At 41.2% G+C, this 15,225-nt stretch carries 10 protein-coding genes; 8 read left to right on the forward strand and 2 right to left on the reverse strand.

What is annotated here, in order from left to right:
• The first annotated feature begins 41 nt into the window (after positions 1 to 41).
• From AWN68_RS15620 to menD, 3 genes are read left to right on the forward strand one after another with little or no spacing between them, the layout of a single operon-like run.
• Entirely contained in the window at positions 42 to 461 is a 420-nt protein-coding gene (locus tag AWN68_RS15620) for a hotdog fold thioesterase (protein WP_068417720.1), read from the forward strand.
• A gap of 3 nt (positions 462 to 464) precedes the next feature.
• Complete coding sequence (locus AWN68_RS15625) at positions 465 to 1,691, forward strand: chorismate-binding protein (protein ID WP_084362892.1); 1,227 nt, start codon at positions 465 to 467, stop codon at positions 1,689 to 1,691.
• Entirely contained in the window at positions 1,688 to 3,391 is a 1,704-nt protein-coding gene (gene menD, locus AWN68_RS15630; protein ID WP_068417726.1) for a 2-succinyl-5-enolpyruvyl-6-hydroxy-3-cyclohexene-1-carboxylic-acid synthase, read from the forward strand. Before AWN68_RS15625 ends, menD begins: the two co-directional genes overlap by 4 nt.
• A gap of 6 nt (positions 3,392 to 3,397) precedes the next feature.
• Here the strand turns inward: menD and AWN68_RS15635 are convergent, their stop codons facing one another.
• On the reverse strand, positions 3,398 to 4,522 hold the full coding sequence (locus AWN68_RS15635; RefSeq protein WP_068417729.1) for a carboxypeptidase-like regulatory domain-containing protein: 1,125 nt from the start codon (positions 4,520 to 4,522) through the stop codon (positions 3,398 to 3,400).
• 19 nt (positions 4,523 to 4,541) lie between these two features.
• Between AWN68_RS15635 and AWN68_RS15640 the strand changes: the two genes are divergently transcribed.
• Positions 4,542 to 5,609, forward strand: coding sequence for an AMP-binding protein (locus tag AWN68_RS15640; RefSeq protein WP_068417732.1), 1,068 nt, complete (start codon positions 4,542 to 4,544; stop codon positions 5,607 to 5,609).
• Position 5,610: 1 nt separating this feature from the next.
• Here AWN68_RS15640 and AWN68_RS15645 read toward each other — a convergent pair whose 3' ends face one another.
• Entirely contained in the window at positions 5,611 to 6,414 is an 804-nt protein-coding gene (locus tag AWN68_RS15645; RefSeq protein WP_068417736.1) for an XRE family transcriptional regulator, read from the reverse strand.
• 125 nt (positions 6,415 to 6,539) lie between these two features.
• Between AWN68_RS15645 and AWN68_RS15650 the strand changes: the two genes are divergently transcribed.
• The 4 genes from AWN68_RS15650 to AWN68_RS15665 all read left to right on the forward strand — a co-directional run bounded on the left by AWN68_RS15650 (position 6,540) and on the right by AWN68_RS15665 (position 14,524).
• Complete coding sequence (locus AWN68_RS15650; protein ID WP_157716270.1) at positions 6,540 to 7,217, forward strand: hypothetical protein; 678 nt, start codon at positions 6,540 to 6,542, stop codon at positions 7,215 to 7,217.
• 114 nt (positions 7,218 to 7,331) lie between these two features.
• Positions 7,332 to 10,628, forward strand: coding sequence for a WD40/YVTN/BNR-like repeat-containing protein (locus tag AWN68_RS15655; RefSeq protein WP_245658020.1), 3,297 nt, complete (start codon positions 7,332 to 7,334; stop codon positions 10,626 to 10,628).
• A gap of 135 nt (positions 10,629 to 10,763) precedes the next feature.
• A complete protein-coding gene (locus AWN68_RS15660) occupies positions 10,764 to 12,113 on the forward strand; it encodes a short-chain fatty acid transporter (RefSeq protein ID WP_068417743.1) in 1,350 nt (449 codons plus the stop codon).
• A 143-nt stretch (positions 12,114 to 12,256) separates the two neighbouring features.
• A complete protein-coding gene (locus tag AWN68_RS15665; RefSeq protein WP_068417745.1) occupies positions 12,257 to 14,524 on the forward strand; it encodes an aconitate hydratase in 2,268 nt (755 codons plus the stop codon).
• The last annotated feature ends 701 nt before the right edge of the window (positions 14,525 to 15,225 follow it).

Consider the following 15,225-nt stretch of genomic DNA (forward strand, 5'->3'; position numbering starts at 1 on the left):
CCCTATTCAGGTACAAATCTAGAAACTAATTCAGAACCATCATGTTTCAACCAGGAGTTAATATTTCAATGCTTAATCAGTTCAGCAAGAATACCATGGTTGAATATTTGGGCATAGAAATAACAGAAGTAGGCGCTGACTTTATGCGGGCCAAAATGCCGGTTGATCATAGAACCAAACAGCCTTTAGGCCTGTTGCACGGTGGTGCATCATTGGCTTTGGCCGAAACCTTGGGTAGCGTTGCTGCTCATTCTGTAGTAGATCCAGAAAAACAATATTGTGTAGGTTTAGAAATCAACGGAAACCATATTAAATCCGTAAAGGAAGGCTGGGTTTATGGCGTGGCAAGACCGCATCATATTGGAAGAAAGACGCAGGTTTGGGAGATTAAAATTACCAATGAAAATAATGACCTGGTCTGTATCAGTAGAATCACCATGGCGGTGATGGATAAAAAATAAGAAATGAATCAAAAGCAATCAGCAACATCATCCCTTGATTTTTCGGGATATGAAAAGACTCATGCGCTAAGATCAATATTTCAGGTAGCCGTAAATTTAGAGCTTCCTTTAGCCGTTTGGCGATCTCCGCATCAAAAAGAGATTAACTTGATGCTATCTTTTAATAAGGTTAAAGAAGTTGAAAGACCAGATTTAGAAACTTCTGACAAAGGCTTCATCTTCTCTCCTTTCGACCCTAAAAGCGGTGCCACATTGTTTATCAAGAGTGATTTTCATGTGTCTTTTGATTTTGATGAAATCATCCAACATGAAGATCTGACCAGTCGCGAAGGTGCACTTCAGGCGGAATTTCTAAAGAACGTAAAACAGCAACTCAGTACGCCACAAGAAAAAGTAAATTACCACGTTAAAGACCAAGCCAGAACAGAAGCCGATCTTGACTATAAAGACTTGGTACAGCTTGGAGTAAAGGCTATAAAAAACAACGAATTCCAGAAAGTAGTACCTGCTAGATCGAAAACTATTTCACTCAATGCTGACTTTGACTTAATCACCAAGTATTTACAGCTGTGCGATGCCTATGCAAACGCTTTTGTTTCCATTGTTTCCATGCCCGAAACAGGAACTTGGTTAGGTGCTACTCCAGAATTACTTTTGGAAGTAAACCATTCGCAGTTTAAGACCGTAGCTTTAGCTGGCACCCAAAAAAGAGATATTGATAAGCCAATTTCTGATACGGCCTGGACACAAAAAGAAATCGAAGAGCAAGCCTTAGTAAGCCGATACATTATCAATTGCTTTAAAAAAATCAGGTTGAGGGAATACAATGAGAAAGGCCCCAAAACCATTATAGCAGGAAATCTACTTCACCTCAAAACGGAGTTTGAAGTAAATATGAAGGAAACAAACTTCCCTGAACTCGGCACTGTAATGTTAGAGTTACTACACCCTACTTCTGCTATTGCAGGAATGCCGAAAGAAGCCTCCCTAAATTTCATTCATCAACACGAAGGTTTCGACCGATCCTTTTACTCTGGTTACTTAGGCCCTGTTCAAATCGAACAAAAGACTTCAATCTTTGTGAACCTTCGCTGTATGCAGTTATTAGAAAATGACGCAATCTTATACGCTGGCGCTGGAGTAACCGAAGACTCGGTTGCTCAAAAAGAATTTGAAGAAACGGAAATGAAATTCAATACATTGCTCAATATTTTGAATTCAGCATCTTGATCCTTCAACACATCTACGATATCGCAAGTGTTTGTGCCGCACATGGCATCAAATCAGCAATCATTTCACCGGGTTCAAGATCGGCTGCGCTTACTTTAGCTTTTGTCCGTCATCCAGAAATTGAGACCAAAATCATTCCTGACGAGCGCTCTGCGGCTTTTATCGCTATGGGAATGGCTCAGCAACAGGGCAAACCAGTCGCCTTAATTTGCACTTCAGGTTCAGCAGCCTATAATTATGCCCCTGCCATAGCTGAGGCATTTTATCAGGAAATTCCGTTGCTGATCCTTACCGCAGATCGTCCTCCTGAATGGACCAATCAGTATGACGGGCAAACGATTCAACAATCAAATATTTACGGAAAGCATGTTTTGGCCAGTTATGATTTCCCTTCTGAAGTAAATCATGAGGATGCCAAATGGCATTGCAACAGAATAGTCAACGAAGCCATTAACGCGGCTATAAGCAGAAAAGGCCCAGTCCATATCAATATCCCGATAAGAGAACCGTTCTATCCTGACTCAAATGAACCAGTAAGTTTTCCAGAAGTGCGGATCATCAAGAATACTCCAATTGAGGACACTATTCATCGCTCGCAATGGCTTACTCTTGGAAAAAAATGGCAAAATCACACGAGAAAGGCCATTGTGATTGGTCAAATGGAATACTCCAAACCACTGTACACCGCACTTTATCGTTTTGCTGAAATGGCGGGCATTCCAATTATTGCAGATATCATCTCCAATCAGCATGATTTACCTGGAGTAATCCACAACCAAGACTCTTTTTTAAACCCTCAGCTCAACACTATACATCAAGAGTTAGCTCCAACCCTATTGATTACGCTGGGTAAGTCTTTGATTTCGAAAAATCTAAAGCTTTACTTAAGAAACAATCCTCCTACTGAACACTGGCATATTTCTTCTTCTGAAAAGTTGAATGACAGTCTTCAACACTTGACTGATTTGATTAAAATCGATCCAGCCATTTTCTTTGCTGAATTTGCTCAACATGTTGGTGGAAAAGGCAGTTTCAGTTATTTAAATCAATGGCAACAGGCCGACCATGCCGTTGAAAAAGGAAAAGCTGACTTCATGAAAATGAAGAAGTTCAGTGAGTTTCAAGCATTCAATACTGTGCTAAACATGGTTCCAGATAAAGCAAGGCTACATTTCGCGAACAGTATGACCATTCGCTATGCGAATATTATTGGCGCACCCAAAAATAAGCAGATAAAGGTTTTCGCTAATAGAGGTACCAGCGGAATCGATGGTAGTAATAGTACTGCTGTCGGTGCAGCACTCTCACAAAAATTACCTGTCGTATTATTTACGGGTGATATGGCTTTCTTCTATGACCGAAATGCATTTTGGCATAACTACAATCTCAAGAACTTAAGAGTGATTATTTTCAACAATCACGGGGGAGGTATTTTCAGAATGATTGATGGGCCAAAAAGACAGCCTGAGCTAGAAGAGTATTTTGAAACCAAACAAAAGCTGAATGCCGAAAACACAGCAAACGACTTTGGCTTTGATTACCACTGCTGCTCTAACCTAAAAGATTTGAACGAGTGTTTAGAGGAGTTCTTCAGCACCTCTAAGAATGCCAAAATTCTTGAAATTCAAACCAACTCTGTGCGAAACACAGAAGTGTTTGCCGAGTACAAAAAAGCCATCTTAGATGCCTTTAAGGCATGAAACCATTTACTTATTGGCAGAACGAGTGTTCTTATAATCAATAGGCATTAAATCCCCCATTTTTTCAACGCCCCAATAATCCGATACCAGATAATCCAGCGGATTATATACATAACCATTCTGCTCAAATTCTATGTAAGTTTTCCCTTCAAGAAGGAAAAAGTGTGAGCGTTGTTTATTCCCTGAAACAGGTACACCAGAAACATTAACAGAAATCCCCATATGGTTGGGGATCAACTCCTTGGTATAAGTGACATAAAGGATATTCTCGAACTCCAATCGCTTAGAGTTTGCTGTCGAACCTGGTTTTACAAACTGGTATAAATCCAGTTCATTTCTATCCAAATACCTTTTTCCTTCCACATCCTTAGCCATTTGAACCATGTAGCCATCTTCCTTAAGTTTATTATTAAAAAGGCTGCTAAAAAAATGATCCACAGAACCCATATAAGCGACTTCTCGATTTCTCAACCATTTCGCTCTCGGTTTCTTATCACCCCTTAATTCTTCATAAGATGGATAACCCCAATAGGACGAATACTTCTCATTGAAGTACACCATATAGCCTTCCAAAACATACTTGATTCTATACCCAAGCGCCCGGTTTTCAATAATTAGTGGTTCACTAGCGAAGGCTTCGAAAATATTTTTCTCTTCATCAAAATAGAAATCAATTACTTCTTCATTAAGAATCTTACATTCTCTGGCAAAGGGGGATGTCCCTAAAAAGCCTCTTTTGAAATCTTCAAGGTTGCGCTTCCATTTTTCATCCTTTTTGGCAGTTACTGTTACCCCTCGCATTTGTCTTGTTTCCACTTCCAGCTTTGCATTGACCTCAAGGGTTTGCGCTTCGAAAAATTGAGTGGACTTGATAAAGGTCTTGTAGCCTGCAAACTTGATAATCAAATCATAAGAGCCCGGTTTTGGTACACGGAGCACAAAGTCACCCTTATCATTCGTTACTGTACCGACCGTAGTGTTGGCCAAAAAAACAGCAGCAAAAGGAAGTGTTTCTCCAGTCTGTCCGTCTGAAACATTTCCCTTGATCACAAACTGTGAAGCGCTTTGTCCAAGAACTGAAAAGGTTAGAAAAATAAGAAAGGCGAGCGTTAAGGTTTGAACTCTAATCATAATGAACTAAAATTGGCCTATGAGCGGCAATTTGATTTGGAATGGGACAAAAAATAGTTTTTCAAAATTGCTTTTATCACAAGAATCAAGCCATGATCAGTCCTATATTTCAGCCGCTAAGTTCATAAATGAATGGCGTTCTGGCAAGGAAAGTTTTGCTCAAAACACGTCTGGCTCAACTGGAAAACCGAAAACCATTTACATCTCAAGATCGCAGATGATCGCCAGCGCCAAAAGAACGGCCAAAGCGCTAAACCTAGATAAAAACATTTCTGCCTTATTGTGCATCAACCCCGAATTTATCGGAGGAAAAATGATGTTGGTTAGGGCAATGGAATTTGAATGGGATCTTACGTTAGTTCCTCCAAGCTCGAACCCAGAGGAGCATTTGGAAGATGATGCCAAATTCTCTTTTGCGGCCCTTGTCCCCCTTCAGCTTGAACGTATGTTGGCAACTGAAAAGGGAAGAAAGCAACTCAACAGTATTGAAACCATTATTGTAGGTGGTGCGCCCATTAGCCGTCAACTTGATGAAGATATACAATCGCTCTCTGCTCAGGTTTTCAGCACTTACGGAATGACTGAAACCGTCTCCCATATAGCCCTAAGAGCCATGAATGGCGCTAATAAAAGTGACTTTTTTACGGTATTGGATGGTATTTCAGTTGAAATAGATGAACGTGATTGCTTACGCATAAGAGCAGATGTTACCCTAAACGAATGGATTCAAACTAACGATGTGATGGAACTCAAAGGTTCAGAGTTTAAGTGGCTGGGCAGGGCGGATTTTGTGATCAATTCTGGCGGAATTAAAATACATTTAGATCAACTCGAAAACCAGCTTGAGCAGCTTCTAGATACAGAAGTGATCCTCTTAAAGAAAAGTCACCAGCAGCTTGGGGAAACCTATGTAGCGGCAATCGTTAATAAGCACAACAGGACTATTGAGGAACTGAAATCCGCCATAGACTCGTCTTTAGAGAAATACCATAAACCGAATGCGCTTTTTTTAATAGACATACTGCCCAGAACAGCTTCAGGGAAAATTGATAGACTGGCCCTTTCTGAGCAACTAAAAATCGAATAGACTAATTGGATCTTGGGTTGGGATCTTTGAGTTTAATCACCTCCTGTTGAAGCTCCAAAACAATACTTTTCAATTGTTCAAAGTCCATCTTATCGTCTGAATAATCTGGCAAGTCCATACTCAAGTAGGCTTTAGCTTCCCAAATTTCAATGACATCACTCACCGGAATATCGTATGGTGAATAAGATTTATTGTCGGACACCAAAAACAGCTTCCCATTTTCCAAAGTATAATCAAAAACTCGTTTGTACACCACTCCTTCTTCTTTAGAAAGAATAACATAGCAACGTCCATTTTTAATGTCAGCCACCTCTTCCAAATACTTACCAATAACGATAGTACCGGGTCTAAGCGGAAGCATAGAGTCACCAGTAATTTCAAAAGCCCTGTAAGTACCCGACTTTGGTAAATTTGGCAACTGAAACTTTGGAAGCTCTTCCAAATATTCTGGATCAGCATAACCATTCAAATAACCGGCCGAAGCCTTTTGAGGAATCAGATCAATCAGTTCTTCATTATTACTATCTACCGTGATAGAGAGCACTTTTGACGATGGCTTTCGAGGAGCTGATAATTTTAGAATTTGCTCTTCATTAAGGTTTGAAAGGTCTTTCGAAATCAAAAAATCTACAGGCACCTTAAACACCTTCGACATATTGAGTAAGTTATTCAATCTTGGGTCTGCCCTACCTTCTTCATACGCACCAACAAGAGATCGCTTAATGTCAATTTTTTCTGCAAAATCACCCTGCGTCCAATTTTTAAGTTTTCGTAGGTGCTTAATGTTTTCCGAAACTATGCTCATGTTAAAGATTTTAAAAGCTAAAAATACTAATTATTTTAGATCGTTATCAAAATATTTTAGTATTACTTATATTTAATTTTTGGCACATTATTGGCTTAAAACCAAAAGTCAAAACAACCAACAACATGTCAAAATACTTTTTAATACCTGCCCTACTTCTCTTTTTCCCAATGTTCTCAAATGGCCAATCTACTTTCGGTCTAAGTTTAAACGGCTTTGCGCCCGTGGGGGAACTAAAAAAAGACTCACCCGGAATCTGGGGTGGTGGTTTCAGTTCCGATATCGCCTTTCAAATCAATGGCTCTCCTATTCACTTGGGCGGTATGCTCGGTGTAACGCGCTACGGCTCCGAAGTTCGAGACGGTTGGCATGGTGAAGATTTAGGTGATGTAAGGATCAGAAGAAATAACGAAATGGCCTATATGCTTGGACTGATCAGGGTTAAGCCGCCAGTTTCAGGAAACTTTCAGCCTTATGCCGACTTCTTTGGCGGCTTTAGTTACATCGCCACTTCGGCTCATTTCAGAGATGGCCCTTTAAAAGAAGAATGGGATTCCGTTACTGACATAGACGACTTTGCTATGAATTACGGCTTTGGTGGTGGTTTAGAAATTTTCATCAATGAATTCCTCAGTTTAGACTTCAATGTAAAAAGTATAAAATCCTCCAGTGTCGAATACCTAACCCCACAAAGCGTTAGCTACAACAAAACCGATGAAGTCTATGATTTAACTGTGAAAAAATCTCGCTTCGACCACCTAAATTTTGGTTTTGGTATTAAGCTTCTGATGAGCGAATGGTAAAGAAAGCACTGACCATTCATACAACATTGTTTGCGCTCTTACGAATTGAATTTCTCTTTCTGAGTTCTTGGTTTAAATTGTTAAAATTTCATTTTCAATCAAATCAACAACTTAATGAGTATTCAGCATTTAAAGCTATTTAGACCTTCAAAAATCAGATCGATTTTGGGTTTAACATTCATGCTACTCTCTGCTTTGGCCTTTGGTCAAAAAGTAGACATGGATCTTTTCAAAGACATGAAAGCCAGGAGCATCGGACCTGCTGCCATGAGTGGTAGAATCACAGCCATTGATGTAGTAGAAAGTAACCCTGAAATTATTTATGCAGGTGCCGCCTCTGGTGGTTTATGGCGTTCAACTGGTGGTGGCCTTAATTGGGAGCCTCTTTTTGACGATGAAGCCGTGCTCGGTATTGGCGCTATTTCTATTTATCAGAAAAACCCGGACATCATTTGGGTAGGTACTGGTGAAGGGAACCCACGTAACTCTGTTAGTGGTGGTTATGGTGTTTACCGTTCCATCGATGGTGGTGAAACTTGGGATTTGATGGGCCTTGAAAAAACCCGTAACATCCACAGAATCTATATTCACCCAGACAATCCTGATATTGTATATGTTGGTGCAATCGGTTCACCTTGGGGCGAACATGAAGAAAGAGGTCTTTTCAGAACCAAAGATGGTGGAAAGACTTGGGAGAAAATCCTTTATACAAATAATCTCACTGGAGTAGCCGACATGGTTGCGGACCCTTCTAACCCGAACAAGATCTTTGTTGCCATGTGGGAACATAAAAGATGGCCTTGGTTCTTCAAATCAGGAGGCCCAGGTTCAGGACTTTATGTAACTAACGATGGTGGTGACACTTTCAAAAACCTCACTGGAGAAAAAGGATTACCAAAAGGTGATTATGGTAGAATTGGTTTAGCTATTTCAAGAAGCAGACCAGATTACGTTTATGCCATGATAGAATCTAAGGCCAATGGTCTTTATCGTTCAACAGATGGTGGTATCAACTGGGAGCTAAGAGCAGCTTCTGCAACTACACAAAACATTGGTGACCGTCCATTCTATTATGCCGATATTTTTGTAGATTCAAAAAACGAAAACAGAGTATACAGTCTTTTCTCAAGAGTTTCTAGGTCTGAAGATGGTGGAAAGTCATGGGAAGAAATCATCCCTTACTCAGGCGTTCACCCAGATCACCATGCATGGTGGATTCACCCTGAAGATCCTTCTTACATGATTGATGGTAATGATGGTGGTTTGAACATTACACGTGATATGGCCAAAACATGGAGGTTTACTGAGAAACTTCCAGTGGGACAGTTCTACCATGTAAACGTGGATAACGAAATGCCATACAATGTATATGGTGGAATGCAAGACAACGGTTCTTGGGTTGGACCAGCTTATGTTTTTAACAGAGCAGGAATCAGAAACCACGACTGGCAAGAATTAAGCTTTGGTGACGGTTTTGACGTTGCTCCTATTCCTGATGATTCCAGATATGGCTACACCATGTCTCAGCAAGGAAGTGTCACTCGCTATGATAAAGAAAGTGGCTATACCAAAACAATTCAGCCAACAGCACCAGATACTGCAACCAACTTACGATTCAACTGGAACTCGCCAGTAGCAATCGACCCACACAATTCAAATGCTGTTTATTTCGGTTCTCAGTTTGTTCATTACAGTACAAACAGAGGAGATGACTGGACAATCATTTCTCCAGATCTATCTACTAACGATCCTGAAAAACAAAAGCAAAATGAAAGTGGAGGTTTAACACTAGATGCAACTGGTGCTGAAAACCATACTACGGTAATTGCTATTGCTCCAAGTCCGATCGACAGAAATGTAATCTGGGCTGGAACTGATGACGGAAACGTTCAGGTAACCAAAGACAAAGGAAAGACTTGGACCAACGTAGCTGCTAAACTTCCGGGTTTACCCGCTGGTAGCTGGATTCCTCAAATTAAAGCATCTCACCATAATGCTGGTGAAGCCTTCGTAATTGCTAACGATTACAGAAGAAATAACTTCACTGCTTATGCATACCATACTGCAGACTACGGCCAAACTTGGACAAGAATTGTAGATGATAACGATGTATTTGGTTACACACTTTCTATTCTTCAGGATGAAAGAGAGCCTAATTTGATTTTCTTAGGTACTGAAAATGGAATGTATGTGAGTTTTGATAAAGCTCAAAACTGGAACAAGTGGAACCACGGATATCCAAATGCTTCTACCATGGATTTGGCTTGGCAAGAAAGAGAAGACGATTTAGTTATCGGTACTTTTGGTAGAGCCTTCTATATTTTAGATGACTTGAGACCTTTAAGAGAAATGGCTACTAAAGGCATTGAAACTGTCAAAAATACAGATATCGTAATGTTCGATGTAGCTGATGCTTATCAAATGACTTACCGTCAGCCTCCTGGGATGCGTTTTGCAGCAGATGGAGGTCCATTTGAAGGTGAAAACAAATACTTAAGCACTGCCAATGTGAAGTTCTGGGTAAGAGATGACGCCAAAAAAGAAGAAGTAGCTGACGACAGTAAATCATCGCGCAGAAATCGCAACAACAAAGCAGCAGAAACAACAGAAACTCCTGCGAAGAAGCTACCTACTAAAGTGAAAATGATTGTTCTAAATGCTAACGGTGACACTGTTCGTACCAGAACAACTAACATAAAGAAGGGTGAAATCAACACTATATCTTGGAATTTGGACAGAAAAAACCCTTACCCAGTTGAATTCTCCGGTGGAGGAGGTGGCGGTAGGTTTGGCGGATTCGGTGGTGGCGGAGGCCAAGACCGCGAGCAATCTGCTGGATCAGCCTTACCGGGTACTTACAAAGTTGTTTTAGAATTTGGCGATCAGCAGGTTTCTAAAATGGTGAAAGTACACCTTGACCCAAGAATGGAAATCAGTATGTCTGAGCTTCAAGCCAATAAAGCTTTCGAAGATCAAGTTTTGAAAATGACTCAGTCTTTTGCTGAAGTAACAAGTCGTGTTAGAACTGCAAATGAGATCATTGAGAAAGTAGAAGCGCAAATGAAAAACGTGGATGCTGACAAAGTTAAAGACTTGAAAAAAGCTGTTGAAGCAGTAAAAGAGAGTTTCGAGCCTGTTAGAAAATTAACGATCGGTTTACCTGGAGAAAGAGGTCAAGCCGTGGTTAGAGAGCGTTTCACAACTGCTAACAACTATATTCAGGAAGCCAGAAGATACAACAACTCTCGTATGGGAGCTCCTGGTGAAACAGAAAGAAATGCTGTGAAAAAAGCAGAGCAAATGATAAAGCTTACAGAAGAAACAACGAATGCGTTTTTCAATACTGCATGGCCTAAATTCAAAGCTGCTTATGACAAGGCTGACTTGAGTTTCTTCAAGGACTTTGAATAATAGGATAAGTGGAGATTATTAATCACTAAAAAAGGGCACTCAGAAATTCTGAGTGTCCTTTTTATTTTCCGTGAAATACAGCCCATTCACATTAACTGTATAGTAAAGAATTAACAGTTTTGCTAGCTTTGAGCTATGTCTAAGAACAGTTTATACCTCCGTGTAGTCCGTCAAATTCTCCCCTCTCCTTTTTCCATTGCGGTTATTCTAACCTTGCTCACTTTTATACTGGCTTTGGCCTTTACCGATAGACCAGAAAACGCTGGTTCGGCTTATAGCTTGGTTATTTTAGGCTACTGGGAAATTGGTTTCTGGGAACTGCTAGAGTTTACCATGCAAATGGCCTTGATCCTGATTTTAGGACATGCCTTGGCGCTCACCCCTTTTGTCAATTCCATTATTGATAGATTCACCGTTTATTGTAATACATCGGCCAAAGCAGCCTTTACCATTAGTTTGCTCACCATTTTAGTAAGTATGATCAACTGGGGATTGTGCTTAGTTTTTGGTGCTATTTTCGCCAGAAAAGTAGCTGAAAGGGCCAAAGCCAACGGATGGAAAATGAATTACCCATTGCTAGGCGCAGCAGGCTATAGCGGCATGATGTGCTTTCATGGAGGTTTTTCGGGTTCAGCCCCTTTGGCCGTAGCCAGCAATAATCACTTCCTCATTCAGGAAATTGGGCAAATAGGCATTGGGCAAACGATACTTTCAACGGCTAACATTATCACCTTTGTCCTACTCCTCATTATCATTCCTTCGGTATTCTATCTGTTGGGAAAAAGAAGCCACGACTCAGAAATCAATATAGTATTTAGAAAAGAAACACATCACCAAGAAGAGAAAGGCCATGGAGCAGAAAGAATGGACAATTCTAAAATTGCTGCAATTGCCTTAGGTGGACTGATTTGTTTTATCGCCATCAGAAAAATGTGGGTCAGCCCAGCCTTGGTCGGCTTGTCCTTTATCGACCTGAACTACATCAACTTCTTCTTTTTCGGTTTAGCCATTTTGCTTCACGGGTCATTTGCCAAGTTTCTTTCCGCTATTGAAGAAGCCATTGGGGGTTCCGCTGGAATCATCATCCAATTCCCGCTTTATGCAGGCATCATGGGCATTATGACCTATTCTGGCCTTGGTGCATTATTCTCTCAAGGTTTTATGGAAATTTCAAATGCTACCACATTACCGATTTTCACTTTCTTTAGCGCAGCCATTGTGAATATTTTTGTTCCTAGCGGTGGCGGACAATGGGTAGTGCAAGGCCCAATTGTCACCGAAGCGGCTCAAAACCTTGGCGCTTCAATACCAAAAACCATCATGGCGCTTTCTTATGGCGACCAACTGACAAATATGCTGCAACCTTTTTGGGCGCTCCCCCTATTGGGCATTACCAAGCTTAAGGCGAAAGACATCCTTCCCTACTCCTTTATAATTATGCTCGTAGGAATGGCTATCTTCCTGCTTTCTCTGTTGGTCTTTTAATATTTGAGAAAGAAACTCTAATAAGACTGCGTTTTAAGGCTTTTTAGTCTGAACTCTTGATTTTATTATTTGCGAAAAGTGATAACTTTGTCAACCCTTGACGAGTTATAATTTTATATACCCAAGAACCCAAAAAATCCATTATGGCATTTGACATAGACATGATCAAAGCTGTTTACGCGAAGTTCCCTTCACGTATTGCAGCCGCACGAAAAGCAGTTGGGAAACCCCTAACCCTATCAGAAAAAATTCTTTACTCACACCTTTGGGACGGAGACGCCACCTCAACATTCGAAAGAGGTAAGTCTTATGTAGACTTTGCTCCAGACCGCGTGGCCATGCAAGATGCCACGGCTCAAATGGCTCTACTTCAGTTTATGCAAGCTGGAAAGCCTACCGCAGCAGTTCCTTCAACGGTACATTGTGATCACCTTATTTTAGCCAAAGAAGGCGCTAAGGATGATTTAAGAAACTCATTAACTGCTTCTGGCGAAGTATTTAACTTCCTAGAGTCGGTTTCTAACAAATACGGTATCGGTTTCTGGAAACCAGGCGCGGGAATTATTCACCAAGTGGTATTAGAAAATTATGCATTCCCTGGTGGAATGATGATTGGTACCGATTCGCATACAGTAAACGCTGGCGGATTAGGTATGGTCGCCATTGGTGTAGGTGGTGCTGACGCTGTTGACGTAATGGCGGGCATGCCATGGGAGCTTAAATTCCCGAAACTCATTGGTGTAAAACTTACAGGAAAACTAAGTGGCTGGGTAGCCCCTAAAGATGTAATCTTGAAAGTAGCTGGTATTCTTACCGTAAAAGGTGGAACAGGTGCTATCGTAGAATATTTCGGCCCTGGCGCAAAATCAATGTCGGCTACGGGTAAAGGAACCATCTGTAATATGGGTGCCGAAATTGGCGCTACAACTTCTACTTTTGGTTATGACGATTCTATGGATCGTTACCTAAGAGCAACGGATAGAGCTGATGTGGCTGATTTAGCCAACGAAATCAAAGAACACCTTACTGGTGACGATGAGGTTTACGCTAACCCACAACAATATTTCGATCAAGTCATCGAAATTAACTTAGACGAAATGGAGCCGTACATCAACGGACCATTTACGCCAGACAGAGCTACTCCTGTTTCTAAAATGAAAGAGGAAGCTGAGAAAAACGGCTGGCCAATGGACGTAGAATGGGGATTGATCGGTTCTTGTACCAATTCATCTTACGAAGATTTATCAAGGGCTTCTTCTATCGCGCAACAAGCCATTGACAAGAATTTAAAAACGAAGTCTGAATTTGGGATTAACCCAGGTTCGGAACAAGTACGCTATACTGCCGAAAGAGATGGCCTTTTAGGTATTTTCGAAAACTTGAACGCCACCATCTTTACCAACGCTTGTGGGCCATGTATTGGTCAGTGGGAAAGAGCAGGCAATAATACAAGAGTAAACACTATTGTTCACTCGTTCAACCGTAACTTCTCTAAAAGAGCGGACGGTAACCCAAACACTCACGCTTTTGTGACTTCTCCAGAAATGGTAGCGGCCATCGCAATTTCGGGTAACTTAGGTTTCAACCCATTAACCGACACCCTAACCAACGAAAACGGTGAGCAAGTAAAATTAGATCCACCAGTAGGTTCTGAATTGCCAGCCAAAGGTTTTGCTGTGGAAGATAACGGTTACCAAGCACCAGCTGCCAATGGCGGAAGTGTAGAAGTAAAAGTGAACCCAGACTCTAAGCGTTTGCAGCTCCTCACTCCTTTCACTCCTTGGAATGGAAAGAACATTACAGGCGCTAAGCTTTTGATCAAGGCATTTGGTAAGTGTACTACTGACCACATTTCTATGGCGGGTCCATGGTTGAGGTTCAGAGGTCACTTAGATAATATTTCTGACAACTGTTTGATTGGTGCGGTAAACGCATATACCCAATCGACTAACTCAGTTAAAAACCAATTGACAGGCGAGTATGGCCCAGTACCAGCTACAGCCCGTGCATACAAAGCGGCAGGCGTTCCGTCTATCGTGGTAGGTGATCATAACTATGGTGAAGGATCTTCTCGTGAGCATGCGGCCATGGAGCCAAGGTTCTTGGGCGTGACTACAGTTTTGGTAAAATCATTTGCTAGAATTCACGAAACTAACCTGAAGAAGCAAGGAATGCTAGGTTTGACATTTGCGAACGAAGCAGATTACGACAAAGTACAAGAAGATGATACCATCAACTTCTTAGACCTTGACCAATTCACTGAAGGCAAGCCATTGAACATTGAGTTTGTACATGCCTATGGTTCTAAAGATGTAATTGTGGCCAACCATACTTACAACGAAGCCCAAATTGGCTGGTTCAAAGCGGGTTCTGCCCTTAACTTAATTAAAGAAGAGAATAAGAAAGGTTAATATAGTATTGAGTAGCTAGTACTTAGTATTTAGAAAAGTTGAAAAGCCTGATTCGTAAGAGTCAGGCTTTTTTTGTGTTGGTTAAATCAGAAATTTTGGGGAACTTTAAACAAGCTCCCTTTAAGCTATCGCTCAGAACCATAGTCCTCCTTTTCATCCGAGCGTTCCCCCAACTGTCGCAGGTTCTCCGATTTATTTGCCATTAGGCAGGACCTGTGACCAGCTATTCATCAAGGACTCTGTTCGCTTTCTTAAATCACCAAAAGCAGACATATATTGGAGTTTTAACCTCTAACTATTATAGATTAGCAAACGGATCCTGAGTCAGGCTCAGGATGACGGTCTAAAATGAGCTCATTCGGAGCGTCATGCCGAGCTTGACTCGGTATCCCTCAAATAACCTTTGCGCTTCTTTGTGCTCTTTGCGGTTAATACATGCCTGTGCTTGACACTCCCTCTCCGAACAAACAGACTCTCGCGGTTTCGCTCTTTAAGCTCAACCTCAGAGTGACGGTAAGTTGAAGGACTTTGCGTTTCTGCACTTTCCGCCATTGTTGGTGTTCTTCACCAACAAGCCGCATAGGATCTACACTCCCGCTTTGCTTTCAGTAATCGTGTTGTTCAGACCTTTTTTGTTCCCCACTACAAACAAAAACACCGCGCAGAAGCTCGAAAGCTTATACGCAGTGTCCAAAACAAAT

This window comes from Roseivirga echinicomitans (assembly GCF_001592935.1).
Classification (GTDB): domain Bacteria; phylum Bacteroidota; class Bacteroidia; order Cytophagales; family Cyclobacteriaceae; genus Roseivirga; species Roseivirga echinicomitans.

Bases quoted from the DNA above. Each gene is read 5' to 3' on its own strand.
- AWN68_RS15645 (WP_068417736.1), bottom strand. From the start codon at position 6,414: ATGAGCATAGTTTCGGAAAACATTAAGCACCTACGAAAACTTAAAAAT.
- AWN68_RS15625 (WP_084362892.1), top strand. From the start codon at position 465: ATGAATCAAAAGCAATCAGCAACATCATCCCTTGATTTTTCGGGATAT.
- AWN68_RS15665 (WP_068417745.1), top strand. From the start codon at position 12,257: ATGGCATTTGACATAGACATGATCAAAGCTGTTTACGCGAAGTTCCCT.
- AWN68_RS15640 (WP_068417732.1), top strand. From the start codon at position 4,542: ATGAGCGGCAATTTGATTTGGAATGGGACAAAAAATAGTTTTTCAAAA.
- AWN68_RS15655 (WP_245658020.1), top strand. From the start codon at position 7,332: ATGAGTATTCAGCATTTAAAGCTATTTAGACCTTCAAAAATCAGATCG.
- AWN68_RS15635 (WP_068417729.1), bottom strand. From the start codon at position 4,522: ATGATTAGAGTTCAAACCTTAACGCTCGCCTTTCTTATTTTTCTAACC.
- AWN68_RS15660 (WP_068417743.1), top strand. From the start codon at position 10,764: ATGTCTAAGAACAGTTTATACCTCCGTGTAGTCCGTCAAATTCTCCCC.
- AWN68_RS15620 (WP_068417720.1), top strand. From the start codon at position 42: ATGTTTCAACCAGGAGTTAATATTTCAATGCTTAATCAGTTCAGCAAG.
- AWN68_RS15650 (WP_157716270.1), top strand. From the start codon at position 6,540: ATGTCAAAATACTTTTTAATACCTGCCCTACTTCTCTTTTTCCCAATG.